Here is a 26,249-nt window from a genome sequence, read left to right on the forward strand (position 1 = left end):
TACTTTAAACCTTATTTAGCGGGATTAAAGCTGAGATCACTGTACCACAGGCAGATGGCACCCTTGAAAGAGAACCCTTTTCCTTGTAATCCTCAAGTCTTATATCATCTTTTGTTATTTCAGAATCATCTGCTATTCTAAAACAATTAACTAAATTAAACACCCCAGTCCTAAGCATAAATGCCCCCCCAAAGCTTTTTATTGCGCCAATTATCAAAGGAAGCCCATTCCCTCTAGCCGGGTTCACTTTTGACGTTTGACCAACCTGAAATGACTGCTTTATAATTGGATATTGCTCACTGAGACTTTTTTCTTCTACTTCCTGCTTTGTGATATTTTTATTTTTTGCAAGTAGCGTCTGCACTATCCCTGGACCGGAGTCAAAAACACTAATCTCGAGGAACTTCAAATTTTTCTCCCCCGACCTCAATTGCCACCCTGAAAAATATTCTTTTAAGCTTGGGTACTTATTACTTTCTGAAACAATATTTTCTTTAAGGATATCATGATATTTAAAAATTATCCCTCTCATTGATCGCTGTAACTCATGACCAGTTACATCACACCTCGCGTGATCGTGTGTGTTGAGAAAGGCCTCATACACAAAAGTAGAAATATCACCTATTTTTTCTCGCACCCTACGATCTTCTATATCCGGACATAAGCGCTCCAATATTGACTTAACGACATAAGAAAACTCTTTCTTTTCTCTAACCTTCCCCAACTCATTATATATTATTGGATTATTTTTCAGCTTCTTAGCATTATCTATATTAAATATATAAGCAACATCACCATAGACAATATCGGAAATATTTTTTGTATAAAACTTACGAACGAAATCCTCTGATTTTTCCATCGCCACCCGACGACTTACTTTCTTTCCATTCTTAAAAACGACATAAGAACAAAAATTTAGCGCCGACAATCCATACAAACTAGAAGCAAAATCTAGGAACACATGTCCGCCTTCATCTTCATCTGGCAAAACCAAAAAATTATTTGTTTTATAACCAGACCAAGAGAATATTATTTGTAAAAAACGAGAATACTCACAATATCCATTCAAATTAATTCGATCAGAAATATTGATATCTTCTTTTTTTGAAGAAATTTCTTTTATTACCTCATCGAATTTTTCCAAAGAAAAATGGTTAGGCATACTCAACATTGGTTCACCAACTACTTTCAAATTTCACACACCGAAATGCGGACAACACATGATCTTAAAGCAACCAAAGATGTTTATTCAAGGCGTTAAGTAGTTCACGGTAGATTGATAACAAAAGAAAAACGCTTTCCCTACTGCATCACTTTCTCGACCACGACACTCTAGTACCGTTTGAACGATCCCAACGGGCTTCCCCTACTTGCCCCTCACATGTGAGACAGAATATTCAAAAGCCTGCCCGCCGGGTCGCGGACATAGAACCGTTTCACACCCCACGGCTCAAGCGCCGGGCCGTATTCGATATCGATCCCGGCTTCCTTGACGCGCGCCAGAACCTCCTCAAGATCATCGACCTCGATCGAAAGATCGGGCACCGGAGTACCGGAACCGCCTTCGGTCGCGAAGCTGACCTGCGGCATGACATTCTGCCTTTCGGCAGCAAAGGTCACGATCCAGCCGTGATCCATCACGCAGTCAAGGCCAAGGATATCCTCGTAAAACGCCCTGATCTTCGCGACATCATCAATGGCAAAGTTCGAAACGATGCGTTTGACCGCCATGGGGTGCCTCCTGCTTTTCGGCCCGCTACGCCGCTACTGTGCCGCCTTCTCGGTCACGACATTCTTGTGCCGCTTGAACGGGCCAAACGGGATTTCGGACGGGGCAAAGGTTTCCGCCGATGCCCGGTCCCAGCGCGAATACCAGTCATGAAGCCCCTCGATCTCCGGCCCGCCGGACACAAGGAACCCTTCGGGCAGGTAGGGATAGGCTTCGTTGCCATCCAGAAACTCGTTGTCCTTCTGGCGCACCATGAAGTGATAGGGCATGAAATTGCGCGGATCGGTCAGACCCGCCGCCCCGGTGATCTCGGCCAGCGCATGCATGGTATTATGGTGGAACCGCGCCACCCGGTCGCTTTTGTCACCCACATTAAGGGCCCGCTGGCGCAGCGGGTCCTGTGTTGCAATGCCGACCGGGCAATGGTTGGTGTGGCATGACTGCGCCTGAATACAGCCCAACGCAAACATGAAACCACGCGCCGCATTGCACCAGTCCGCACCGAGCGCCAATGTCTGCGCGATATCAAACGCCGTAACGATCTTGCCCGCCGCCCCGATCTTGATCTGATCACGCACACCAGCCCCCCGAAGGGCATTATGAACAAATGTCAAACCTTCGCGCATCGGCATGCCGACCCGGTTGGCGAACTCGACCGGGGCGGCACCCGTACCGCCTTCCTTGCCATCGACCACGATGAAATCGGGCAGAATGCCGGTTTTCAGCATCGCCTTGACGATGCACATGAATTCCCGCCGATGCCCGATGCACAGCTTGAACCCGACCGGCTTGCCGCCCGAAAGGTCACGCAGTCTGGCAATGAATTCCATCAGGCCAACGGGGGTAGAAAACGTGCTGTGCGCGGCAGGCGAAATGCAATCAATCCCCATCGGGATGCCACGTGCCTCGGATATTTCCGGGGTGATCTTGGCTGCGGGCAACATGCCGCCATGGCCGGGCTTCGCCCCCTGGCTCAGCTTCACCTCGATCATTTTGACCTGCGGGTTGGATGCGGTTTCGGCAAATCGTTCCTCGGAAAAAGTGCCATCATCATTGCGGCATCCGAAATAACCCGACGCCACCTGATAAATCAGATCCCCGCCACCTTCACGGTGATACCGGCTGATGCTGCCTTCGCCCGTGTCATGGGCAAAACCACCCTTTTTCGCCCCCTTGTTCAGCGCCAGAATCGCATTGCCCGATAACGAGCCAAAGCTCATCGCCGAAATATTATAAAGGCTGGCGTCATAGGGCTGCTTGCAGGCCGCCCCGCCGACCCGAACCCGAAAATCAATATCGGTGATGCTGGTCGGCGCGACCGAATGGGTCAGCCACGCATAGCCGGAACTATACACTTCCTCGATGGTGCCAAACGGGCGCTTGTCCTCGACCCCCTTGGCGCGCTGATAGACAAGCCCGCGCGACTGGCGGCTGAACGGCACCTCGTCCTGATCGCTTTCGATCATATATTGCCGGATTTCCGGGCGAAAACTTTCAAGGATAAACCGGATATGACCACTGACAGGATAGTTGCGCAGGATCGAATGCCGGGTCTGGCGCAGATCAAACCAGCCAACAACCATCAACCCGCCAAAGATCACCACCGGCAGCCAGAACCAGACATCGACCAAGGCCGCACAGATCAACGAGGCAACCGTCAAAAGCGTCACACCGGCCAGAACCGCATAACGCTGATTCAAAATCAGAAATTTCACAGTGATCTATCCCATCCAATATTGCGGGGGCTATTTGATGGTCCGGCACCCGATTGCGGGTCATCCGGATTTCCAATCATTGTTCATTTAATCCGACACCTCAATGCCAATGTCTGGAATTCATAAAAAAGCCGCCGGTTTCCCGGCGGCTGTAAGTCTGACAGGTAACACCCTGTCGGGAACACCCCGTGATGAGGGGCGGGTGTTCCCGGATGTCCTGTCGGCTCTGAGTATTGTGATCAGGCTTTGCCGTAACCGCCGCCACCCGGCGTCTCGATGATGAAGACATCACCGGGATACATGGTGGCGCCATCGGTGCCTTTAAGCTCCTCGACCGTGCCGTTGGTGCGCTCAATCGCGTTACGGCCAAGCTGGCCCGGCTCCCCGCCGCCAACGGCCTGAACCGGCACGCGACGGTGGTTGGACAGGATCGATGCGGTCATTTCCTCAAGGAACCGAACCCGGCGCACCGTGCCGTCCCCGCCCTTGTGCTTGCCTGCCCCACCGGACCCTTTGCGGATGCCAAAGCTTTCCAGCAGAACCGGGAAGCGCCATTCAAGGACTTCCGGGTCGGTCAGGCGCGAATTCGTCATGTGCGAATGCACCCCCGATGTCCCGTCATAATCCGGGCCCGCACCGGTACCGCCACAGATGGTTTCGTAATACTGGTGCGTATCATTGCCCCAGGTGAAGTTGTTCATCGTGCCCTGCGCACCCGACATCACGCCAAGGGCGGCATAGAGCGTATCGGTGACATGCTGCGATGTTTCAACGTTCCCGGCAACAACGGCGGCCGGATAACGCGGGTTGAGCATCGATCCTTCCGGCACGATCAGATTGACCGGCTTCAGGCACCCGGCATTCAGCGGAATGTCATCATCAACAAGGGTTCTGAAGACATAAAGAACTGCCGCCCTTGTTACCGCCGATGGGGCGTTGAAGTTGTTATCAAGCTGATCGGACGTACCGGTGAAATCAACCGTGGCCGAACGGGTTTCCTTATGGATCGTGACCTTGGCTTTCACTACCGCGCCATTATCCATTTCATAGGAAAACTCGCCGTCTTTCAGAACGTCAATCACGCGGCGCACACTTTCCTCGGCATTGTCCTGCACATGGCCCATATAGGCATGCACAACATCAAGCCCGAAGTGATCGACCATCTTGCGCAATTCCTGCACGCCCTTTTCATTGGCGGCAATCTGGGCGCGCAGATCGGCGATGTTCTGATACGGATTGCGTGCCGGATATTTCGCCCCTTCCAGAAGGGCGGTCAGGCCGGCTTCATCAAACCTGCCCTGATCAACCAGTTTGAAATTGTCGATCAGAACGCCTTCTTCCTCAAGAATACGGGAATTTGGCGCCATCGAGCCCGGGGTGATCCCGCCAACATCGGCATGGTGGCCACGCGATGCGACATAGAACAGGATTTCCTTGCCGTCATCACCAAACACCGGCGTGATCAGCGTGATATCGGGCAGGTGCGTCCCGCCGTTATAAGGATCGTTCAGCATGTAAACATCGCCGGATTTCATTTTCCCGGCATTGTTTTCCATAACGGCCCGAACAGACTCACCCATCGATCCAAGATGGACCGGCATATGCGGGGCGTTGGCAATCAGAAGACCTTCCTGATCAAACAGCGCGCACGAGAAATCAAGCCGTTCCTTGATGTTGACCGAGTATGACGTGTTGGCAAGTGTGACCCCCATCTGTTCGGCAATATTCATGAACAGGTTGTTGAACACTTCCAGCATCACCGGATCGGCCTGCGTGCCAATCGCTTCCGACCGTTTCAACGGCACAACGCGGGTCAGCACAAGATGATCCCGGCCATTGACCTTGGCTTCCCAGCCCGGATCAAGCACCGTGGTCCCAACCGGCTCGACAATCACCGCCGGGCCGCGCACGGTGGCACCCGGTTTCAGATCTTCACGTTTATAGAATGGCGTTTCCTGTGATTTGCCATCAAACACCACCTTGCGGGTGGCAAGCGGATCGGGTTTGACGCCATCCTTGGAAACCTCGGCTTCGGCATCGGGCAGGCCTTGCGTTTCACCAATCGCCTCGACCGCGACGGCTTCCACCACCAGCGGCTTTTCATCCATGACAAAGCCGTAACGCTGCTTGTGCTGTTCTTCGAACTGCGCCTTGATCGATGCAACATCACCGAAATCAACAATCAACGGGTTATCCGTGCCGTCATAACGCAGATGCAGCTTTTTAAGCATGCTGATCTTGGCATCGGTAATGCCCTGCTCATGCAGCTCGCCGCGTGCTTCGGCGGCCAGTGCCTCAAGGCTTTCATCCAGTCCCGCAAGGGCAGCTGTTTCAAGCTTCGCCTCGACCGCCTGTTCGCGCATCGCGCGGATATCGGCAAGACCCATGCCATAGGCCGACAGAACCCCGGCAAACGGATGGACAAAAACGCGTGTCATGCCCAGCGTATCGGCCACCTGGCAGGCATGCTGCCCCCCGGCCCCGCCAAAGCATTGCAGGATGTAATCCGTCACGTCATAGCCGCGCTGCACCGAAATCTGCTTGATCGCGTTCGCCATATTTTCAACCGCGATCCGAAGGAACCCTTCGGCGACTTCTTCGGGGGTTCGGACCTGTCCGGTGGCGTCCTTGATCTTGAGCGCCATGTCGGCAAAGCCCGCCTTGACCGCATCGGCGTCAAGCGGCTCGTTGCCTTCGGGGCCAAACACATTCGGGAAGAAGTCCGGCTGAACCTTGCCCAGCATGACATTGATATCGGTCACCGCAAGCGGCCCGCCACGGCGATATGCCGCCGGTCCCGGATTGGCACCGGCACTGTCCGGACCAACACGGAAACGCGCGCCATCGAAATGCAGGATCGACCCGCCACCGGCCGCAACCGTATGGATTTTCATCATCGGGGCGCGCATGCGCACACCGGCAACCTGGGTTTCGAAATCGCGTTCATATTCGCCGTCATAATGCGAAACGTCGGTCGATGTGCCGCCCATATCAAAACCGATGACCTGGCTAAAGCCATCCATTTCCGCAGTCCGCACCATGCCGACAACACCGCCCGCCGGGCCCGACAGGATCGCATCCTTGCCCTGGAACTTCGCGGCATCGGTAAGACCGCCATTGGACTGCATGAACATCAGCTTCACACCGCCCAGTTCACCGGCAACCTGATCAACATAACGGCGCAGGATCGGCGACAGATAGGCATCAACAACCGTGGTATCGCCGCGCGACACCAGTTTCATCAACGGGCTGACCTGATTGCTGACCGATACCTGGGTAAAGCCGATCTCGCGTGCGATTTCGGCGGCCGCATTTTCATGGGCGGTATAACGATAACCATGCATGAACACGATGGCACATGCCCGGATGCCATCATCAAACGCTGCCTGCAAATCCTTCCGCAGGTTCTCGCGATCAAGCGCGGTCAGTTCCTCGCCCTGCGCGTCAAAGCGGCCATCGGCCTCGATCACGCGCTCATACAGCATTTCCGGCAGCCTGATATTGCGATCAAACAGCTTCGGGCGGTTCTGATAGGCAATGCGCAACGCATCACGGAAACCGGTCGTGGTCACCAGAACCGTGCGATCCCCTTTACGCTCAAGCAGGGCATTGGTCGCAACCGTGGTGCCCATCTTGACGGCTTCGATTTTCTCAGCCGGGATTTTTTCGCCCGCCGGAACGTCAAGCAATTCGCGAATGCCCTGAATGGCGGCATCGGCATAACGTTCCGGGTTTTCCGACAGCAGCTTGTGCGTCAGAAGGCTGCCATCGGGCTTGCGCGCGACGATATCGGTAAAGGTACCGCCACGGTCGATCCAGAACTGCCATTTTGGCTGTCCCGTCGTCTGATCTGTGGTTTGCGAAGTGGGCGAATTTTGGGTGTGCGAAGCCATGATGCTTACTCCTTCAGCATCGTATTCAAACAAATCTTGCGAATGCGCCGACCGTTAAACGGCGCGGGTCAGCCGTTCATTTTCTGCGGAAGCCAGGTGGCGATTTCGGGGAAGACCGTAATCAGCAAAACCGCCAGCAACAGCAGGAAGAAGAACGGCAGGGAAGCCAGCGCAATGGAAAACAGGTTTTTGCCTGTCAGCCCTTGCAGAACGAAAAGGTTGAAACCGACCGGTGGGGTGATCTGCGACATTTCGACCACCAGCACCACATAGATGCCAAACCACAAAAGATCGATCCCGGCGGCCTGCACCATCGGCAGGATCACCGACGTGGTCAGAACCACCACCGAAATCCCGTCAAGGAAGCAGCCCAGCACGATAAAGAACACCGTCAGTGCCGCGAGAAGCGCATAGGGCGAAAGGTTCATTTCCGCGATCCATGCCGCAAGCTCGCGCGGAATGCCGGTAAAGCCCATGGTGACGGTCAACACCGCCGCCCCGGCAAGGATGAAACCGATCATGCACGATGTGCGCGTCGCCCCCATCAGGCCGTCGATAAAGCTTGCCCAATTCAGCGACCCGCTGATCGCAGAGAGGATCAGCGCACCAACCACGCCAAAGGCCGCGGCCTCCGTCGGGGTGGCAATCCCGCCATAGATCGACCCGATCACCGCAGCAATCAGCGCGATCACCGGGATCAGGCGACCGGACGCCCGGACTTTCTCGACAAAGCTGTATACCGGCCCGGCAGGCGGCATCTTGTCCTTGTTGATCGTCGCCCAGATCATGACAAAGCCCATGAACAGGATGATCAGCATCGCACCAGGCAGGATGCCGGCAATAAACAGGCGTGCAATCGAAAGCTCGGCCGAAACCCCGTAAACAATCAGAATGATCGACGGCGGGATCAGAAGGCCAAGCGTACCGGAACCCGCAAGCGTGCCAAGGATCAGCTTGTCGGCATAGCCCTGCTTGCGCAGTTCCGGGATCGACATCCGGCCAATCGTGGCCGCCGTTGCCGCCGACGAACCTGATACAGCGGCAAAAATCCCGCAGCCCAGAATATTGACATGCAGCAACCGCCCCGGAAGCTTGTTCAGCCACGGCGCAAGACCGGTGAACATGTCCTCGGACAGCCGCGACCGGAACAGGATTTCACCCATCCAGATAAACAGCGGCAGCGGTGCCAGCGACCAGCTTGCAAGCCCCGACCACGCGGTCGTCGCGATGATCGGTCCGGTCTGCGCGCTGGTAAAAAACTCAAGTCCGATGACACCAACCGCAAACAGCGACAATGCCACCCAAAGCCCCGCCCCAAGGAACAGGAACATGATCCCCATAAGGATCAGGCCGATTTCAAGTACACCCATGACCGTCCCCCTATTCCGTCAGTTCGCTGGTTTCGCGCGTGGCAAAGCCGGGCTGCTGACCGCGTGCCACGTCGAACAATGCCTCAAGCATGGCGATGGTAAAAACAGCCAGTCCAAGCGCCATGGCGGCCTGCGGAATCCAAAGCGGAAATGCCAGAACACCGGGCGACGTATCGCCATACGAAAAACTTTCCTCTGCCAGAACCGCCATCCAGTAGGCGAAATACCCGCCAAGGAAACTTGCCAGCGCCAGCGTAATGGTCTCAACCACCCGGCGGACACCGCCCTTAAGATGGGATAACACGATCAGAACCCGGATGTGGGTGCCCGCCCGAAGTGCCGGACCAAGCGCCAGGAACGTCCCCGCCGCAAGCGAGAAACCGGCAAGTTCATTGGCATCATGCACGGCAATTCCAAAGAACCGGCCCAGCGACGACGCCAGGATCAGCAATGCGATGGCAACCAGAAAAATGGCTGCTAGCCCCGCACTGAATTTGAACAAATAATCTAATGATCTGCGCACAGCAGTCCCCTTTCCGCCCGCGGGATTTCCCAGTGGTGGCTGACAATACGGACAGTCATATCATGAATTTCGGCGGGGCGTCCCGATCCGGGCATTTTCACCCGGATCGGGAAACGTGGTTTCGCGCTTACTTCTTGAAGGCGTCGATGATGGCAGCCCCGGTATCACCGGCTTCGGCCTGCCAATCGGCAACCATCTGTTCGCCAACCTTGGCAAGACCGGCTTTCAGCTCGGCACTCGGTGCGGCAACATTCATGCCGTTATCGGCAAGAACCTTTTTCTGCGCGTCGGTTTCGGCCATGCTCATTTCCCAGCCACGGGTTTCGGCTTTGGCGGCTGCGTCCATGACGGCTTTCTGAACTTCCGGCGACAGACCGTCGAACGACTTGGCATTGACGATCACCATGTTTTTCGGAAGCCATGCCTGAACGTCATAGAAGTTTTCGACAAAGTCCCATGCCTTGGAATTCGCACCGGTCGAGGGCGAGGTCATCATCGCTTCGACAATGCCGGTCGCAAAGGCGGTCGGGATTTCCGGAACTTCAACCTGGGTGCCGACCATGCCGGTCAGATCAGCCAGTTTCGAGGTCGCGGCATTATAGGCGCGGAATTTAAGACCTTTGAGGTCTTCAACCGTGTTGACCGGCTTCGCGGTATAAAGACCCTGTGCCGGCCATGCGACGGCATAAAGAACCTTCAGGCCATCCGCCGCCAGCTTTTCCTCAACCGCCGGGCGCGAAGCTTCCCAAAGCTTTTTGGCTTCGTCATAGCTGGTCGCAAGGAACGGGATCGCGTCAACGCCGTAAACCGGGTCTTCGTTCGCCAGAAGCGAAATCAGGGTTTCACCGGCCGGAACCAGACCGCGCTGCACCGAACGTTTGATGTCCGGGTGTTTGAACAGCGAACCACCGGAATGAACCGTGATTTCAAGTTCACCGCCGGTCGCTTCTTTCACGTCCTTGGCAAATTCGATGATGTTCTGGGTGTGGAATGTCGCATCCGGATACGGGGTCGCCATATCCCATTTTTCGGCTGCCATGGCAAAACCGGCCGACATGGTCATCGCGGCAACTGCAACGGTGGAAAGTGCCTTTTTAAGCATCAGTCAAGTCTCCCTGTGTGTGATGAGGCCGACATGCATTTTCGCGCGCATCTCGTGACTCCGAAGTAGCCTCCCAACAGAACGGTCACATTTTACTGATAAATTGTCAATGTTGTTTCATGGCTGATATGCATAATGCGGGAAACTACGCAGGATATTTTATCGGCATTGCCCCACCCGAACGCCGATCAGAACGCCCCACCAATATGATATTCCTCGATTTATGGCCGTGTGCTAGTGTCCCGGCAAATAACAAACAGGGAGAAAGCCCGTGCAGGATCTTTCGGGGAAATCGGTCTGGATCACCGGTGCCGGTAGCGGCATTGGCGAGGCCATTGCAAAATCGCTTGCCGCGGCGGGCGCACAGGTCGCCCTGTCTGCACGGCGCGAAGAAGCCCTTCAGAAGGTCGCAAACGAAATCACCTCAGATGGCGGAAAGGTCGAAATCCACCCGCTTGATATCAGCAACAGCGATCAGGTCGCGGACGCCGCGCGCAACATTCAGGCGTCCATGGGCAAAATCAATGTCCTGATCAATTGTGCTGGCATGAACAGCCCCAAACGGCACTGGCGCGACCTTGATATCGCCGACTGGCACCGCATCGTCGCGGTCAATCTCAATGGTGTCGCCAACACGGTTTGCGCGACCCTGCCCCTTATGCGCGCGCAAAAGGACGGGCTGATCATCAATATTGCATCCTGGGCGGCAAAGCATGAATTCCCTGTCGCCGGACCGGCCTATGTCGCCTCCAAACGCGGCGTTGTCGACCTGTCGCACAGCATCAATCAGGAAGAAATGCACAACAATATCCGGTGCTGCTGCATAAGCCCCGGCGAAGTCGCCACCCCGATCCTTGATCAGCGCCCCGTCCCGATCAAAGAAGACGAACGCGCCCTGATGCTAAAGCCCGACGATCTGGCCGACATGGTCACCTATGTCGTCGCCGCCCCGGCACGGATCTGCTTCAACGAAATCATCATGTCTCCGACCCATAACCGGACCCTTCTGCCGCAGCCCTAAGGTCGGGACGCCCGAACACGCAGACAAGAAAAAGGCAGCCCCGATAACCATCGCGCTGCCTTTTGTCTGCTCTTCAGAAACTCTGGAAGTTAATCACATCGCACTCGCCGCACGCGATGCCTGATCATAAACGCCCGAAATCGCGCGCAGCGTCTTGGCCACATCGCCGACTTCCTCATGATTGACGCCCAGCCGCTGGAACGTCTCGATCAGGCAGGCCTCGCGGACGTCACGGTATTTCTGGCACATTTCGCGGCCTTCCTTGGTCGTCGAATAATGCACTTCCTTGCCGCGCTTGATCCCGTCAACCAGACCCAGCTTGCGCAGTTTCTTAAGCGAGTAATTCACCAGATGGCTGTCTTCGACATTCAGAACGAAACAAACCTCCGACAGGCTCTTTTCCCGTTCGCGTGAATTGACGTTATGCAGAACAAGGATATCAAGCACCGAAACATCGGGCATGCCTGCGGCCCGCATGCACCGCACCATCCAGCGGTTAAACGCATTACCCGACAGGATCAGGGCAAATTCAAGCTCGGAAAGCTCGGCGGCACGTTCCGATACAAGATGCGATGATGATACAATACGTGGTTTGTCGGTCATGCGGCGTTCCTGAAATCCCGTTGTTAACTTTCGCGATGCGCTTTGTGGCATTCACTTATACGCTTTGTCGGGATTTTATCGCAAAAAAAGCAGCCTGGACAAGCCCAGGCTGCATATCATTGCCGACATTTCGTTATCAAAGTGATCGCATCCGTTCCAGGAACCCGTCAATCTGACCGCGCAAATTGCCGCTTTGGGTGCCAAGATTATCGGCCGAACCATGCACGTCATTGGCGGCAACGTTGGTTTCCGCCACCGCTGCCGACACGCCCTGCATGGCCGCTGATATTTCCTCGGTCCCGGCGGCGGCCTGTTCGACATTCTGCGAAATCTCGCTGGTCGCAACCGTCTGCTGTTCGACCGCGGCGGCAACCGCAGCCGCCCGTTCGCTGATATCGGAAATCATCCGGACGATCTCGTCAATCGCTTCGACGGCCAATCCCGTCGCCTGCTGGATACCATTAATCTGGCTGGTGATTTCATCGGTGGCCTTCGCGGTCTGATTGGCAAGGTTCTTGACCTCGCTTGCCACAACCGCAAATCCCTTGCCGGCATCGCCTGCACGGGCGGCCTCGATGGTGGCATTAAGCGCCAGAAGGTTTGTCTGCCCGGCGATATCGCTGATCAGGCCGATCACTTCCCCGATCTTGAGCGCCGCATCATTAAGCCCCTGAATGTTTTCATTGGTATGGCGCGCGCGTTCGGTTGCCGATTGCGCCATGTTCGATGTTTCGCTGACCTGCCCGGAAATCTCGTTGATGGATGCCGCAAGCTCGGTCGCGGCCGTCGCGACAAGCTGCACGTTTGAGGATGCTTCCTCGGTCCCCGATGACACCGCCATCGACTGGCTTGCCGCCGTATCGGCACTGCGCCGAAGCACGTTTGACACCTGATGAAGCTGTTCGACCGCAACACCGACCTCGGCCATGACGGAAACCACCGCCTGATCAAATTCGCGGATATACTGTTCCTGCGTTTCCATGCGTTTGCGCCGACGCTCGTCCGCCTCGCGCTGGGCCGCTTCAAGCTTGACCCGCTCGATCCCGTTTTCCCGAAACACCAGAACCGCCCGCCCCATCGTGCCGATTTCATCCGCCCGATTGACTTCATTGATCTCGACATCAAAATCGTTATCGGCAAGCCGCGTCATTTTGCCGGTCAGCCCGGTAATCGCCCGCACAATCGCCTTCGACAGCAAGATCGACAGCACCAGCAACGCCAGTGCGCCAACCACAAACATCACCACCGTCGTGATCAGGCTGCGGCGCGAAATCGCCTCAGCCTCGGCCTTCATTGCGGTTGCGATGGCCGAAATATCGGCACTGAGCTGTTCCAGAACCGGCTCGGCTTCGGCGTAATAGTCACTCAGCTTGCCCAGTTCTTCCTCGCGCTGAAGGATCCCCGCCGCCAGCGCCTTGAAATCCGCGACATAGGATTTCATCAGATCGGTGATCTTCTGCTTTTCATCTGCCGGGATACTGTCCGCCGCTGCCAGTGCCGGGCCAAATTCCGCCAGACGGGCATCAATACGTTCGACATATCTCGGATCGATCCGCGCCAGGAAATCCTTCTCGTGACGGCGCATCATCAACATGATGATCGTCAGCTTGTCGGCCTCGTATTTCGCAAGCGCTTCTTCAACATTATGAACCGATCCGCGCAGGCTGCCCAAAAGACCGCTTTCCTCGTTCAGCCCGATTTCGCGTTGCAGATTGGCAATGGTGCGAAATTCGGCGGCATAATTGTCAAACGACGTTTCGATCATCGCAATTTCGCTGTCAAACCGGTCAAGCGCCGGGTCTGCGGCCAGTGCTTTCAGGCCGCTTTGAACGGTTGCAACGGTTTCGGCATGGGCGGCGACGTATTTTTCATCCAGCCGCAACAGGAAATCCTTCTCGCGTCGCCGCGCATTCAGAAATTCGCGCGCGATCCCGTCAACAACCAACCGGTCCTCAAGCGCCTGTTCTGCCTGCACTTCGGCGGTCTGCCGCTGATTGTCCGCCACAAACAGGACCACGGCAACGATGGCAAAAATCGATAATGCCGCCACCCCGATCAACGAGATTTGATAAATCAGCTTCATACGCGATAGAAAATTCATGTCACTTTCCCCGACAGGAACAGTCAAAAGGCACAATCCACCCTTAAAAAGGTATGGAACTTGTTTGAATGGTGGGGCTTGCGGGCGAAACCGGCATCTTGTGCGCTTCTGGTCTGGCCCAATTCTGTTAATTGGGTGTCCGCCCCCCGGTTTACAGGGGGCATACACCAACCTTTTTTGTTTTCAAACATCTGCCGGAAACAGACAAAAAAGGCAGTCCGGTTTCCCGAACTGCCTTTTGACGCGACATATGGCTTCTGGTTAAAGCGACCGCATCCTTTGCAGGAAGGTATCGATCTGGCGGCGCAATCCGCCGCTTTGATCGCCCAGATTTTCAGCCGATCCTCGCACATCGCCTGCCGCCGCATTGGTATCGGATACCGCACCCGATACGCCCTGCATGGCGGCCGAAATCTCGCTGGTGGCCGCGGCGGCCTGTTCGACATTCTGCGATATTTCACTGGTCGCAACCGTCTGCTGCTCGACCGCGGCGGCCACCGCCGATGCCCGTTCGCTGATATCGGTGATCATGCGAACGATTTCATCAATCGCATCCACCGCCGAACGCGTTGCCTGCTGAATGCCGTTGATCTGGGCCGAAATATCCTCGGTCGCACGCGCGGTCTGATTGGCAAGGTTCTTGACCTCGCTTGCAACCACCGCAAACCCCTTGCCCGCATCGCCTGCGCGCGCCGCCTCGATGGTCGCGTTCAACGCCAGAAGGTTGGTCTGCCCGGCAATATCGTTGATCAGCCCGATCACCTCACCAATCCGCAGGGCCGCGTCATTCAGGCCCTGGATTTCCTCATTCGTGCTTTGCGCCCGTTCGCTGGCCGATTGGGCCATGCTTGATGTTTCGGTTACCTGACCGGCGATTTCATGTATCGATGCCGAAAGCTCGGTCGCCGCCGTCGCGACAAGCTGCACGTTTGACGATGCTTCCTCGGTCCCGGCGGAAACCGCGCTGGATTGTTCGGTTGCGGTATTGGCGCTGTTGCGAAGGACCTCGGACACCGCATGCAATTGCTCGACCGCGCTGCCAACCGCCGTCATCATCGTGACGACCTCGGTATCAAATTCGCGGATATAGCTTTCCTGCGTTTCAAACCGCTTGCGCTGGGCTTCTTCGGCGGCGCGCTGATCGGCTTCCAGTTTCTGGCGTTCCACCCCGTTTTCACGAAACACCAGAACCGCACGTGCCATTTCGCCGATTTCATCCTTGCGGTCGACCTCGCCCAGATCGACGTCAAAATCGTTCCCGGCAAGCCGTGTCATTTTGCCGGTCAGACCGCCAATCGCATGCACAATGGCGCGCGACAGAATGATCGAAAACACCACCAGCAACACCGCACCAACCACAAAAATCCCGATGGTCATCATCAGGGCGGATTGCGCGATCTGTTCGGCTTCTTTCTGGATACGTACCACATTGGCCCCGATATCGGCACCAAGCTGTTCAAGAACCGGTTCGGCACTGCTGTAATGCGTGCTGAGTTCCGCAAGCGCCTCTTCACGCAGCAGCATCGTCGCCGACAGGGTTTTGAAATCATCGACATAGGATTTCATCAAATCCGACATCGATGCCTTCTTGTCGTCCTTGATGCTGGTTGCGGCATTTAATGCCTTCAAAAAGTCGGCCAGCCGGTTATCCATCTGTGTGATGATTTCGGGGTCGGGATGTGTAAGGAAATCCTTCTCAAGGCTGCGCATCATCAACATGATCATCGACATGTCCTTGGTCTGGCTCAGCCCCAGCATCGCCTCGAATTTGGCAACTTCGGCCAACGCATTTTCGATGTTCCGTGCGGCCGTATGCAGGCTGCCCAAAAGCCCGCTTTCACCATCCAGCCCGATATCACGTTGCAGGGCGACGGCTTTTTCAAATGCCGCCGCATAATTGTTGAATGCTGTGGTGATCAGATTGACATTGTCGCGGAATTCCACCAGTTGCGGGTCATTGGCAAGGGTTTCCAGACCGCTGCGAACTGCCGCAACCGTTGTCGCATGATCGGTCACAAACTGTTCATCCAGACGCAAAAGGAAATCCTTCTCGCGTCGCCTTGCATTCAGGAATTCGCGAAATACCCGATCCACCAGAAGCTGATCGGAAATTGCGTTGGCGGCTTCGTGCTCGGCCGATTTTCTTTGCTGGTCGCTGACAAACAAAACACCCGCGACAAAAACAAAAAGAACAAGCGCCACCAGCCCGACCAGTGAAATCTGGTAGACCAGCTTCATTCGTGACAGAAATTTCATCGTTTCCCCCGATGCAGTCTTTATCTTTGTTCATTCAACTTTGTTAATTCAACCTTGAGCTAAAGATTGTTACGAAAAACGTAATATTCCAGATAAATATCCGAAAAAGCCTGTTTCATAGACTTAAGGACTAGTATCGTCGGCCACCCGTACTATCTAATGCGCTTTGTCTGTCGGCATCTGGCCGATACGGCGATAAATGAATGTCCTTTTCGCAACCAAGAGCCTGATCAAAAGCATGAGCATCTGGGGTAAAATCATTGGCGGCACTGCGGGCTTTGCCCTTGGCGGGCCGCTTGGCGCCATTCTGGGTGCCGCGGCCGGTCATGTCGTCGACAGGATCAAGCACAATATCCGCACCGCCCGCATCGGCGGCTATACCGGCAGTACACAGGGCAGCTTCCCCGGTGGGCAGGATGCGCGCCAGGTCGCCTTTGCCACCGCCGTGGTCGTGCTGTCGGCCAAGATGGCCAAGGTCGATGGTGTGGTATCGCGTGATGAAATCAACGCCTTCAAGCGCGTGTTTCATATCCCGCCCGGCGAGGAAAAGAATGTCGGCCGCCTGTTTGACATGGCGCGCAAGTCATCGGATGGTTTTGAACCCTACGCCCAGCAGATCGCCCTTCTGTTCCGCGGCGAACGCGCCCTTCTCGAAGGCATCCTCGAAGCGCTTTATCAGATCGCGATGGCCGATGGTGCCCTGCATCCTGCCGAAAAGGATTACCTGCACAAGGTCGCAACCATATTCGGCTTTGCCGATGTTGATTTTGATCGCGTGCATCACGCCTATACCAGCCCCGGCGGCCCCGATCCCTATGAACAGCTTGGCCTTGGCCGCGATGCCAGTGACGATGACCTCAAGGCCGCCCATCGCAAACTGTCACGCGAAAACCATCCCGACACCCTGATCGCCAAGGGCATGCCGCCCGAATTCATCGAACAGGCAAACGACAAGATGGCCCGTATCAATGCCGCATGGGATCAGATCCGCAAGGAACGTGGCATTCGCTAGTTTGCCACGCACATCTGCCCTGCATGCAATGATTTCCCTTGCAAGATGCCGCGATTTGCGGTTTGCAGGGGGCCAGTTTTCATGACCTCAAGCTTATCGGTTTTTCCATGGCGCCACCGCTGATCAATATTAACGATATCCGTCTGACCTTTGGCGGCAACGATCTGTTTTCCGATGTCTCCTTTGCCATCGGCGAACGGGATCGCCTGTGCCTGGTCGGGCGCAATGGCGGCGGGAAATCGACCCTGCTTAAAATCATCGCCGGTGAAATCGAGGCCGATGGCGGCGAACGTTTCGTTCAGCCGGGCTGCAAGGTCGCCTATCTCAATCAGGAACCGAAATTCGATGGTTTCGCCACGGTCGAGGATTATGTCCTCTCGGCTCTGGACGAACACGAAATCGATTATGCCTATCGCGTTTACATGCTGCTGGACTCGGTCAATATCGATCCGCAGGCCGACCCGACCAAACTGTCGGGTGGTGAAGGCCGCCGCGCCGCAATTGCGCGCGCCCTGATCGCCGATCCGCAGGTCCTTCTGCTCGACGAGCCGACCAACCATCTTGACCTGCCAACCATCGAATGGCTTGAGGGCGAGATCAAAAACTTCCGCGGGGCGGTTGTCGCCATCTCACACGACCGCGCCTTCCTGAACGCGATTTCGACCGGCATTCTTTGGCTTGATCGCGGTGTCATGCACCGCACCGATCAGAACTTCGCGAAATTCGAAGAATGGTCCGAGGAAATCTTCCGCAAGGAAGCCGAGGAACGCGCCAAGCTTGATAAACTGATCGCCCAGGAAACCGTCTGGTCCGTGCAGGGCATCTCGGCACGGCGCAAACGCAACCAGGGCCGTCTGCGCCGTCTGTGGGACATGCGCGAAACCAGATCGCAGCAGATCGAACGCATCGGCAATGTGTCATTGGCCGCTGACGCCGGAAGCACCTCGGGCAAGGTCGTGATCGAGGCGACCGACATAACCAAATCATTTGGTGATCGCACGATCATCTCGGGTTTCTCGACCCGTATCCTGCGCGGCGACAAGGTCGGCATTATCGGCCCGAACGGGGCTGGCAAAACCACCCTGCTTAAAATGCTGACCGGGCAGCTTGAACCCGATAGCGGCACGATCAAGATCGGCACCAACCTGAATGCCAGCTATTTCGATCAGAAACGTGCCGCCCTTGATGACACCATGACCCTGTGGGATACGCTGTGCGATATCGGCGGTGATCAGGTCATGGTGCGCGGCAATCCCCGCCATGTCGTAAGCTATCTGCGCGATTTCCTGTTTGACGAAAAACAGGCCAGAAGCCCCGTTGGCGCGCTGTCGGGTGGGGAGCGCAACCGTTTGCTTCTCGCCAAACAGCTTGCCAAGCCGACCAACCTTCTGATCATGGACGAACCGACCAACGATCTTGATATGGATACGCTGGATCTGTTGCAGGAAATGCTCGCCGATTACGAAGGCACGCTTTTGCTCGTCAGCCACGACCGTGACTTCCTCGATCGCGTAGTGACGTCATCTATCGTGATGGAAGGCAACGGCATCGCCACCGAATATCCCGGCGGCTATTCCGATTATGTCGCGCAACGCAAACTGTCCGCCGCCCCCGCCGTCGCCGAGGAAAAGCTTGGCAGCACATCGGGCAAAGGCGGCAAAAAATCCGCCCCCGCCCCGGCGGCAAAGCCCAAGCCGACCGGCAAGATGAGCTATAAGGACCAGCGCGAATACGACAATCTGCCCGGCCAGATCGCCAAGCTCGAGGCCGAGATTGCCGAAATCGAAGCCGCCCTGTCCGATGGCAGCCTGTTCACCAAAGACCCGGATGCCTTCCAGAAAAAGGTCGACCGCATGGCCGCTGCGCGGGCCGAACTCGAAGCCGGCGAAGAACGCTGGCTCGAACTCGAAATGCTCCGCGAGGAACTCGGGCTTTCATAAGCCCGGGACCGCCGCCAACCGCTTGCAACTTTCCGGTTCAAACCGTAATCTTCTGATCGAACATTGCGGGGAATAGCCATGCGCGGCACGGTAAAACAGGATGCAATCGACGCGATTTCCAGACTACCCGATGATGCCAGTATGAATGACATCATGTACCGGCTTTACGTGCTGGAAAATATCCGCCGCGGGCAGGATGACATCACATCGGGCAAATACCATGACATGGACACGGTAAGGGCCAAGCTTAACTCTTGGTAACCAATGCTTTACGGCACTATTCGGATCAGTCACAATTTACCCGACAACTGAAAACAATTCACTTGTCGGGTTTCCCTTTCCATCCGATGAAGGGGCATACCGATAAACCCGCAAACGCGCCACCAGCGCCGATGCGCTTTGCCGAAAGCCCGTGCCATGCCCCTCAAAGCCGTTCTGATGGCCCTGTCCGTTGCCGTGATCTGGGGCGTCAATATGCTGACCGTCAAAGGCGCGGTCGGCGAAATCCCGCCCCTGATGCTGACCGCGATCCGCTTTGGTGCGGTTGCTGTCCTGCTGCTGCCCTTCACCAAAATGCCGTCGGGCCGCTTTGGCCGTCTCGCCATTCTGTCGGTCGTCTTTGGCACCGGTCATTTCGGGGTGCTGTTCTTTGCACTGTCGATGCTTGATGCCGGGCCGGTCGCGATCATCATTCTGCTTGGCGTACCGTTTTCCTCGATGCTGGCGACCTATTTCTTCAATGACCGGCTGGGCTGGAAACGGCTTTCGGGCATGACGCTGGCCTTTGCCGGGGTGATGATCATGTTCTGGGATCCGACCATGACCGACCTGCAATTGCCCCTGTTGCTGGTGGTGTTTGCCGCCTTCATGTGGGCGGTTGCCAATGTCATGATCAAGAAACTCGGCAATATCGATACCTTCCAGCTCAATGGCTGGATGGCGCTGATGGCCGCCCCGCAATTGCTGATCCTCTCGCTTGTGCTGGAACCCACGGCTGTCGATGCGATCTTTGATGCAAGCTGGGTCGCATGGGCCAACACGACGTTCACCGTCGTGATGTCGTCCATCGTGGCCTATGGCTTCTGGTATCATCTTCTGAAAACGCAGGATGTGAATGTGGTGGTGCCGTGGTCATTGCTGGCCCCGGTGATCAGTGTTGCCGGATCGTTCATTGTCTTTAACGAACCGATCAGCACCCTTAAAATTATCGGCGGCCTGACGGTTCTGGCCGGGGTTGGCGTGATCATGCTGCGCAAACCGCCGCAGCAACAGGAACAGGGAATGGACTGACCCGCAATGCCCACAATGTCTGCCGGAAACGACAACCTCAAGAACCGCATCATCGCCCGCCCCTCGCCCAATTGCGGCGACCGACCCGGTGATGCCAGGGGCGACCGCAAGGTCGATATCCTCGTCTTGCATTATACCGGCATGCAAAGCGGTAAGGCCGCGCTGGATCGTCTGTGCGATCCCGCCGCCTCCGTCTCAAGCCATTATCTGGTCGAGGAAGACGGCACCATTTTCCAATTGGTCGACGAGGATAAACGCGCCTGGCATGCCGGGCGCGGCCAGTGGCAGGAATGCGAAGATGTGAATTCCAGTTCCATCGGCATTGAAATCGTCAATCCCGGCCATGAATTCGGTTATCGCGCCTTTCCCGATATCCAGATCGATGCGGTCATCGCGCTGTGCCGCGATATCCTGACCCGTCATGATATCAGGCCGGATCGCATCATCGCCCATTCCGACATGGCCCCGGACCGCAAGGAAGACCCGGGCGAGCTTTTCCCGTGGGATCGGCTTGCCGCCAACGACATCGGATTATGGGCGAGCGCGGAACCAACGAAGGACGATGACGCCTGCACCGAAACCGAATTTGACGCAATGCTGGATCGTCTGGGATACGGGCCAAACGATACGCCTAAACGCCGCATCGCCTTTCAGCGCCACTGGCGGCCGTCCGATATTTCGGGAAAGCTCGATGGTGAATGTGCCGCGATCTTGCGCGCCCTGCTGGCGAAAGCCGGGCGATAGGTCGTCCGTCTACTGTGCGATCAGCCCGCCCGGATTGGCAATTGGCACGTCCGACAATCCGACATAGCGCGCAAAGCCGACCCGGCTGAAACCAAGATGCCGGCGATAGATATCATCCACCACCCCGTTCACCAGTCCGTGCGCCATTTCCCGGTCAAAATCATTGATGACCGATGCCAGTTCGGGCCGCAGGCTCATATACCGCTTGGCCGTCTCGACCGCCGGACGCAATACCTTGAACTCCATCAGGCTTTTCTGATCCCCGCCACTGAACCGCAGGCAAGCCAGATCGGTAAACAGCACATCGACATAATGCCGTTTCAGCATCTCGTAACCCTTGGCATATTCGGCGACTTCCACCGGATGCATGGTGTCATTGGCAAGGATTTCCTCGGGATAAGGCTGCCCGATGACTTTAAGCCAGTTGGTGTTATCAAGGCTTTCCGGCCCGTCATAGGTCGTAACCGTAAAGCTTGACCGCACAATCGCCACCGTCACCCGGCTGACAAGGGACTCGGCCGATGTCACAAGCCCGGTTTGATCCGCCATCGACAGATCATCCAGCAGCAAACCATCCACCGCCCCATAGCGGATTGAAAAATGGCAGCGCGCAAGCGGCATCTGCACGAACGTCACCGAATGTCCGGCATCTTCCAGAAAACGGGTCGCCATATCCACCGCAAGCCCGCGGGCAACGCCCTGATCGTCATAGGCATAGGGCGTCCATTCGTCATAGCACAGGCGCACGTCTTTTGCCTGTGCGACCAACGGCACAGAACAAAAGAATAATATCGCGCTCAAAACCCGAAGCGCCGCACCCATGGCCAATCCTTCAAATGAAAATCCGGCATCATCCATATGAAACCGGAAACAGGACATACCCCCTTACGAGGGATATGGCAAACCCGCAGTTTTCCCGGCTTCCATGCATTTTTCACATAGTTAAAATAACGATCGTATAAGCCCCTGTAGGCACTGCTTTTTCTTGACGACGGGGTCAATGTCACCTACATCACGCCCACCAGATGGCCGGATGGCCGCCCCTGTTCTTCGGAACGGGGGAGGAAAGTCCGGGCTCCATGGAAATACGGTGCCAGTTAACGGCTGGCGGGGGCGACCCTAGGGAAAGTGCCACAGAAAGCAAACCACCTGATCGCGCAAGCCATCAGGAAAGGGTGAAAGGGTGCGGTAAGAGCGCACCGGTCCTTCAGCAATGCGGGACGCATGGTAAACCCCACCGGGAGCAAAACCTAATAGGAATGGTCGGCCGGATGCTTCGGCATTGTCGGCAGGCGGGTTTCCGCGCCACCATTCGGGTTGGTTGCAGGAGGCGTCCGGCGACGGGCGTCCCAGATGAATGGCCATCCAGTGCGGTTCGCCGCATGGACAGAACCCGGCTTACAGGCCATCTGGTTATTTCTTTTTCTGATGCCGATAACAGATCGGCGGGGACCTGCCCCGCCGTCAAATGCGTAATCGCGCGATCCGCCTTATCCGCGTTCCGCGATGGATTGCGCAAAATACTTATCGGCATCTTCCTGCGTGCCGACGTCGAAACTCCCCGCCGTCTGATCCTTGATGATCTTGCCAAGGGTCGGCATCACCTTGCGGTCCACCTGGCTCTCGATGCTCCAAAGCTTGGATCGCATCAGCGATTTCGCACAATGCAGGAACGCTTCCTCGACCCGGATTCTGATCACCGTGATCGGCGGTTTTGGCGTATCGGCAAAATGCGCCAGCAATTCCGGATCATTATGGATTTCCGCCGTGCCATTTACGCGCAGCGTATCGTTGAAACCGGGCACGAAAAACAGCATCCCGACTTTCGGGTTTTCCACAATGTTCGATAACGTATCAACACGATTGTTACCCGGACGATCCGGCATCAGAAGCGTGTTGTCATCAAGCACCTTGATAAAGCCCGGCCCGTCGCCACGCGGGCTGACATCGCCATTGCCCTTGGCATCGGCTGATGAAATCACCGCAAATGGTGCCAGTTCGATGAAATGCCGGCAATGCGGATCAAGCTTCGGCAGCGCCTTTGAAACCGCCAATTCCATTGGCATTCCATAAATCTCGCGCAGCTTTTCATGGGTGTCGATTTTTGTCATGGGGCGCACCTTTTGCGGGAATCAGATGGGGAAACTGCGTCACCGTGAAACGCAAGTCAATCGCATTTCCCCCCGATCATCTGATCTGTCGTGCAAACCTTGGCAAACTCGCCATTCAGACTTGCCAGCGCCACATCATGCACAAGATCGGCATCAAAAACCCGCCCATCAGGCAGCCTGCGCTCAAACGCAAAACACGCATCGCTGACAATCGTGACCTCAAAGCCAAGGTTCGCCGCCATCCGCGTTGTCGTATTCACGCAATGATCGGTCGATATCCCGCAACAAACGATCCTTGAAATCCCGCGTGCGCGCAAATCGTCCTCAAGCGCCGTCCCGATAAAGGCTGAATTGACCTGCTTGCCATAAACCGCCTCGTCATCGGCCGGTGTCGCAAAATCGATGAATGCATGGCCCGGATGATCGGGATAAAGCCGCGATGTCGGCGTGGTTGAGTCGTGATGCACGTGAATGACCGGTGCGCCCTTTGCCCGCCAATGCGCCAGAAGCCTCGCGCCATTGGCCTCCGCATCCGGGTTGTTGCGCTGCCCCCAATAATCAAGGTCGGCAAAGCCCTGCTGCCAGTCGATCATGATCAGGGCTGTATTTTCGATTTCGGTCATTATCCATCTCTCCGGCTTATGTGTCTGTTGGCCCTAGATTATCCGATCGCCAAATGGCATAAATGACAACAATCCCTCATTTCAGGACAAAGCCCCTTTGATGCCCCCGCTACCCAATCCGCCCCGCCTCATTGTTTTCATCCTCACCCCGCAAACCGTGATGCTCGATGTCACAGGCCCGCTTCAGGCCTTTCACGAGGCCCGCGATCCGGCAACCGGCACCCCGCTTTATCGCACCATATTGGCCTCAAGCCTCGGCGGCCCGATCATGACCGATACCGGCATCGCGCTTGATACCGTCGCCCTTGCCGATCTTGATCCGGGCGAAATCCACACCCTGATCGCCGCCGGGTCCGATGAAATGCTTGATGCCCTTGGCGATGCCAATCTGATCGGCTGGCTTGAAAAATACCGGGGTAAAATTTCCCGCATCGGGTCGGTCTGTATCGGGGCGTTTATTCTCGGTGCCGCCGGAATGCTCAATGATCGCGCCTGTGTCACGCACTGGCGCTGGTGCGACCGCCTGCAAGCCATGTTCCCGCAAAGCCGTGTCGCCCCCGATCCGATCTTTGTCCGCGATGGCCCGGTCTGGACATCGGCCGGGGTGACAACCGGGATTGATATGGCGGTCGCGATGATCGAACAGGATCTTGGCCGTGACGCCGCCCTTGCCGTTGCACGCAGCCTGATCGTGTTTATCCGCCGCCCCGGCGGCCAGTCACAATTCAGTCTGCCGCTCGAACATCAGGCCAATGACAGCACCGGACGCTTTGATGATCTGCATGGCTGGATCGCGCAAAACCTTCAAACCCGGCTTTCGGTCGAAGACCTCGCCGAACAGACGGGCATGAGCCCGCGCAACTTTTCGCGCACCTACAAATCCGCCACCGGCCTGAGCCCGGCGCGCGCGGTCGAACTGATGCGCCTCGAAGCCGCCAGAACCGCACTTGAACAAACCGACAAACGCATCAGCCAGATCGCAATCACCTGTGGCTTTGGCGATGACGAACGCATGCGCCGCTGCTTCGTCAAACATCTGGGTGTGGCACCCAGCGACTACCGCGAACGGTTTAAAGCCACCACCTAAAGCCACCCCTTCCGCTTGAAATACCAAAGCGGAAGAACAGCCGACAGCACCATCAAACCAATCGCCAGCGGATAGCCAAACTGCCAGTCGAGTTCCGGCATAACCTCAAAGTTCATGCCATAAATGCTGGCGATCAGGGTCGGCGGCAGGAAGGCGGCGGCGGCGACCGAGAAAATCTTGATGATGTTGTTCTGTTCAAGATTGATCATGCCCAGCGTCGCATCAAGCAGGAACGTCACCTTGTTGGCGATGAAATTGGCATGTTCGGTGATCGACACGATATCGCGGGAAATGGTTTTAAGCCGCGTCTTGGCATCCTTTTTAAGCCGCGTCTGCGTCGACAGAAACAGCCCCAGCCGATGCAGGTTCAGCAAGCTGTCCTTGGCCTTGCCCGAAAGGTTCCCGGCCCGCCCGATGCGGCGCAGAACCGCCCGGTGATCCTGATCATGGGCCGGGTCATCGGGATTGGCAAAAACGATGTTTGATAACCCTTCAAGGTCGGCTGCCGCCTGCTCCATGATATCGGCCAGCCGGTCAACAATCTGTTCCAGCAACCCGAACAGAACCGCCTCGGCACTCGATGCCAGCGACGGGCTGCGATTGACCCGCCGGATAAAGGTCTTGAACGGCACCGGATCGGCATAGCGCAGCGTGATCAGGGTCTTTTTGACCAGGATAAAGGTGATCGCGGTCGTTTCCGGCTCGTCACTATTGGCCTTGTTTAACACCGATACCGTCATGAAAAGCGCGCCGTCTTCGTCATACAACCGCGATGAAAGCTCGATCTCCTGCATTTCCTCGCGCGTCGGGACTTCGATATCGAACCGCTTTTCGATCTCGTGGATTTCATCATCGGACGGGTTCAAAAGGTCAATCCAGACCGGCGTGCGTTCCGCCTTTGGCGACTTTGCGACACTTTCCGCAGCACTGATTTCGCCCTCAACGGCATCGCCGCCGACCGGTGCAGCATCGTCCGCCGGTGCCGCCGTATCGTCCGACGGGGTCCGGGCCGGGGCAAAAAACTCGTTGCTGTCCATGGTCACTCTCCATCCGCGCCAGATTACCGGACAGTACCGGGTACCGGTCTATTTGGGGCTTGTGCGTTTCATGTCATAGGCCCGAAGTACCC

The 26,249-nt window shown here is 56.2% G+C and carries 21 protein-coding genes and 1 other RNA gene; 8 read left to right on the plus strand and 14 right to left on the minus strand.

Going from position 1 to position 26,249, the window contains the following annotated elements:
* Window positions 1-4: 4 nt before the first annotated feature.
* The 7 genes from R1T41_RS03115 to R1T41_RS03145 all read right to left on the minus strand — a co-directional run bounded on the left by R1T41_RS03115 (window position 5) and on the right by R1T41_RS03145 (window position 10,332).
* Window positions 5-1,192, minus strand: a complete 1,188-nt coding sequence (locus R1T41_RS03115; RefSeq protein ID WP_317339886.1) for a hypothetical protein — start codon at window positions 1,190-1,192, stop codon at window positions 5-7.
* 185 nt (window positions 1,193-1,377) lie between these two features.
* Window positions 1,378-1,731 (minus strand): VOC family protein, encoded by a 354-nt coding sequence (locus R1T41_RS03120; protein ID WP_317339888.1) that lies wholly within the window; start codon window positions 1,729-1,731, stop codon window positions 1,378-1,380.
* 33 nt (window positions 1,732-1,764) lie between these two features.
* Window positions 1,765-3,444 (minus strand): FMN-binding glutamate synthase family protein, encoded by a 1,680-nt coding sequence (locus tag R1T41_RS03125; RefSeq protein WP_062953255.1) that lies wholly within the window; start codon window positions 3,442-3,444, stop codon window positions 1,765-1,767.
* Window positions 3,445-3,683: 239 nt separating this feature from the next.
* Complete coding sequence (locus R1T41_RS03130; protein WP_317339891.1) at window positions 3,684-7,337, minus strand: hydantoinase B/oxoprolinase family protein; 3,654 nt, start codon at window positions 7,335-7,337, stop codon at window positions 3,684-3,686.
* Between the two features lie 68 nt (window positions 7,338-7,405).
* Window positions 7,406-8,707 (minus strand): TRAP transporter large permease, encoded by a 1,302-nt coding sequence (locus tag R1T41_RS03135; protein ID WP_097053132.1) that lies wholly within the window; start codon window positions 8,705-8,707, stop codon window positions 7,406-7,408.
* A 10-nt stretch (window positions 8,708-8,717) separates the two neighbouring features.
* A complete protein-coding gene (locus tag R1T41_RS03140) occupies window positions 8,718-9,230 on the minus strand; it encodes a TRAP transporter small permease (protein ID WP_317339893.1) in 513 nt (170 codons plus the stop codon).
* Between the two features lie 127 nt (window positions 9,231-9,357).
* The gene (locus R1T41_RS03145) at window positions 9,358-10,332 is read right to left on the minus strand and encodes a TRAP transporter substrate-binding protein (protein ID WP_062953250.1); all 975 of its coding nucleotides are present in this window, start codon (window positions 10,330-10,332) and stop codon (window positions 9,358-9,360) included.
* A gap of 271 nt (window positions 10,333-10,603) precedes the next feature.
* Between R1T41_RS03145 and R1T41_RS03150 the strand changes: the two genes are divergently transcribed.
* The gene (locus R1T41_RS03150) at window positions 10,604-11,353 is read left to right on the plus strand and encodes an SDR family oxidoreductase (protein WP_317339895.1); all 750 of its coding nucleotides are present in this window, start codon (window positions 10,604-10,606) and stop codon (window positions 11,351-11,353) included.
* Window positions 11,354-11,446: 93 nt separating this feature from the next.
* Here the strand turns inward: R1T41_RS03150 and R1T41_RS03155 are convergent, their stop codons facing one another.
* The 3 genes from R1T41_RS03155 to R1T41_RS03165 form a co-directional block, all read right to left on the minus strand.
* On the minus strand, window positions 11,447-11,956 hold the full coding sequence (locus tag R1T41_RS03155; RefSeq protein WP_062953248.1) for a winged helix DNA-binding protein: 510 nt from the start codon (window positions 11,954-11,956) through the stop codon (window positions 11,447-11,449).
* Between the two features lie 136 nt (window positions 11,957-12,092).
* Window positions 12,093-14,057, minus strand: coding sequence for a methyl-accepting chemotaxis protein (locus R1T41_RS03160; RefSeq protein ID WP_317339898.1), 1,965 nt, complete (start codon window positions 14,055-14,057; stop codon window positions 12,093-12,095).
* 261 nt (window positions 14,058-14,318) lie between these two features.
* Window positions 14,319-16,313, minus strand: coding sequence for a methyl-accepting chemotaxis protein (locus R1T41_RS03165; RefSeq protein WP_097053134.1), 1,995 nt, complete (start codon window positions 16,311-16,313; stop codon window positions 14,319-14,321).
* 199 nt (window positions 16,314-16,512) lie between these two features.
* Between R1T41_RS03165 and R1T41_RS03170 the strand changes: the two genes are divergently transcribed.
* From R1T41_RS03170 to R1T41_RS03190, 5 genes are all read left to right on the plus strand, one after another.
* Window positions 16,513-17,325, plus strand: a complete 813-nt coding sequence (locus tag R1T41_RS03170) for a TerB family tellurite resistance protein (protein ID WP_317339901.1) — start codon at window positions 16,513-16,515, stop codon at window positions 17,323-17,325.
* Window positions 17,326-17,432: 107 nt separating this feature from the next.
* A complete protein-coding gene (locus R1T41_RS03175) occupies window positions 17,433-19,265 on the plus strand; it encodes an ATP-binding cassette domain-containing protein (protein ID WP_062958485.1) in 1,833 nt (610 codons plus the stop codon).
* Between the two features lie 78 nt (window positions 19,266-19,343).
* On the plus strand, window positions 19,344-19,526 hold the full coding sequence (locus R1T41_RS03180) for a hypothetical protein (protein ID WP_114123976.1): 183 nt from the start codon (window positions 19,344-19,346) through the stop codon (window positions 19,524-19,526).
* Between the two features lie 156 nt (window positions 19,527-19,682).
* Window positions 19,683-20,555 carry a DMT family transporter gene (locus R1T41_RS03185; protein ID WP_062958465.1) on the plus strand — a complete coding sequence of 291 codons (873 nt, stop codon included), beginning with the start codon at window positions 19,683-19,685 and terminating at the stop codon, window positions 20,553-20,555.
* 15 nt (window positions 20,556-20,570) lie between these two features.
* Entirely contained in the window at window positions 20,571-21,299 is a 729-nt protein-coding gene (locus R1T41_RS03190; RefSeq protein ID WP_317339904.1) for an N-acetylmuramoyl-L-alanine amidase, read from the plus strand.
* A gap of 9 nt (window positions 21,300-21,308) precedes the next feature.
* On the opposite strand, the gene R1T41_RS03195 is transcribed toward R1T41_RS03190, so the two are convergent.
* Entirely contained in the window at window positions 21,309-22,121 is an 813-nt protein-coding gene (locus tag R1T41_RS03195) for a transporter substrate-binding domain-containing protein (RefSeq protein ID WP_317339907.1), read from the minus strand.
* A gap of 199 nt (window positions 22,122-22,320) precedes the next feature.
* On the opposite strand from R1T41_RS03195, the gene rnpB reads away from it, so the two are divergent.
* An RNA gene (gene rnpB / locus R1T41_RS03200) (RNase P RNA component class A) lies at window positions 22,321-22,716 on the plus strand.
* A gap of 73 nt (window positions 22,717-22,789) precedes the next feature.
* Here rnpB and R1T41_RS03205 read toward each other — a convergent pair.
* Entirely contained in the window at window positions 22,790-23,410 is a 621-nt protein-coding gene (locus R1T41_RS03205; RefSeq protein WP_062960697.1) for a pyridoxamine 5'-phosphate oxidase family protein, read from the minus strand.
* 56 nt (window positions 23,411-23,466) lie between these two features.
* Window positions 23,467-24,033 (minus strand): cysteine hydrolase family protein, encoded by a 567-nt coding sequence (locus tag R1T41_RS03210; RefSeq protein ID WP_317339909.1) that lies wholly within the window; start codon window positions 24,031-24,033, stop codon window positions 23,467-23,469.
* A 100-nt stretch (window positions 24,034-24,133) separates the two neighbouring features.
* Between R1T41_RS03210 and R1T41_RS03215 the strand changes: the two genes are divergently transcribed.
* Window positions 24,134-25,120, plus strand: coding sequence for a GlxA family transcriptional regulator (locus R1T41_RS03215; protein WP_317339910.1), 987 nt, complete (start codon window positions 24,134-24,136; stop codon window positions 25,118-25,120).
* Here R1T41_RS03215 and corA read toward each other — a convergent pair.
* The gene (gene corA / locus R1T41_RS03220; RefSeq protein ID WP_317339911.1) at window positions 25,117-26,157 is read right to left on the minus strand and encodes a magnesium/cobalt transporter CorA; all 1,041 of its coding nucleotides are present in this window, start codon (window positions 26,155-26,157) and stop codon (window positions 25,117-25,119) included. The genes R1T41_RS03215 and corA overlap by 4 nt on opposite strands.
* Window positions 26,158-26,249 lie beyond the last annotated feature (92 nt).

Source organism: Thalassospira lucentensis (assembly GCF_032921865.1).
Taxonomy (GTDB): Bacteria; Pseudomonadota; Alphaproteobacteria; order Rhodospirillales; family Thalassospiraceae; genus Thalassospira; species Thalassospira lucentensis_A.

What these genes read in the sequence shown, in the direction of transcription:
- R1T41_RS03120 (WP_317339888.1), bottom strand. Translation starts at nt 1,731, where the DNA reads ATGGCGGTCAAACGCATCGTTTCGAACTTTGCCATTGATGATGTCGCG.
- R1T41_RS03130 (WP_317339891.1), bottom strand. Translation starts at nt 7,337, where the DNA reads ATGGCTTCGCACACCCAAAATTCGCCCACTTCGCAAACCACAGATCAG.
- R1T41_RS03135 (WP_097053132.1), bottom strand. Translation starts at nt 8,707, where the DNA reads ATGGGTGTACTTGAAATCGGCCTGATCCTTATGGGGATCATGTTCCTG.
- R1T41_RS03145 (WP_062953250.1), bottom strand. Translation starts at nt 10,332, where the DNA reads ATGCTTAAAAAGGCACTTTCCACCGTTGCAGTTGCCGCGATGACCATG.
- R1T41_RS03155 (WP_062953248.1), bottom strand. Translation starts at nt 11,956, where the DNA reads ATGACCGACAAACCACGTATTGTATCATCATCGCATCTTGTATCGGAA.
- R1T41_RS03160 (WP_317339898.1), bottom strand. Translation starts at nt 14,057, where the DNA reads ATGAATTTTCTATCGCGTATGAAGCTGATTTATCAAATCTCGTTGATC.
- R1T41_RS03165 (WP_097053134.1), bottom strand. Translation starts at nt 16,313, where the DNA reads ATGAAATTTCTGTCACGAATGAAGCTGGTCTACCAGATTTCACTGGTC.
- R1T41_RS03170 (WP_317339901.1), top strand. Translation starts at nt 16,513, where the DNA reads ATGAATGTCCTTTTCGCAACCAAGAGCCTGATCAAAAGCATGAGCATC.
- R1T41_RS03175 (WP_062958485.1), top strand. Translation starts at nt 17,433, where the DNA reads ATGGCGCCACCGCTGATCAATATTAACGATATCCGTCTGACCTTTGGC.
- R1T41_RS03180 (WP_114123976.1), top strand. Translation starts at nt 19,344, where the DNA reads ATGCGCGGCACGGTAAAACAGGATGCAATCGACGCGATTTCCAGACTA.
- R1T41_RS03185 (WP_062958465.1), top strand. Translation starts at nt 19,683, where the DNA reads ATGCCCCTCAAAGCCGTTCTGATGGCCCTGTCCGTTGCCGTGATCTGG.
- R1T41_RS03190 (WP_317339904.1), top strand. Translation starts at nt 20,571, where the DNA reads ATGTCTGCCGGAAACGACAACCTCAAGAACCGCATCATCGCCCGCCCC.
- R1T41_RS03195 (WP_317339907.1), bottom strand. Translation starts at nt 22,121, where the DNA reads ATGGGTGCGGCGCTTCGGGTTTTGAGCGCGATATTATTCTTTTGTTCT.
- R1T41_RS03205 (WP_062960697.1), bottom strand. Translation starts at nt 23,410, where the DNA reads ATGACAAAAATCGACACCCATGAAAAGCTGCGCGAGATTTATGGAATG.
- R1T41_RS03210 (WP_317339909.1), bottom strand. Translation starts at nt 24,033, where the DNA reads ATGACCGAAATCGAAAATACAGCCCTGATCATGATCGACTGGCAGCAG.
- R1T41_RS03215 (WP_317339910.1), top strand. Translation starts at nt 24,134, where the DNA reads ATGCCCCCGCTACCCAATCCGCCCCGCCTCATTGTTTTCATCCTCACC.
- corA (WP_317339911.1), bottom strand. Translation starts at nt 26,157, where the DNA reads ATGGACAGCAACGAGTTTTTTGCCCCGGCCCGGACCCCGTCGGACGAT.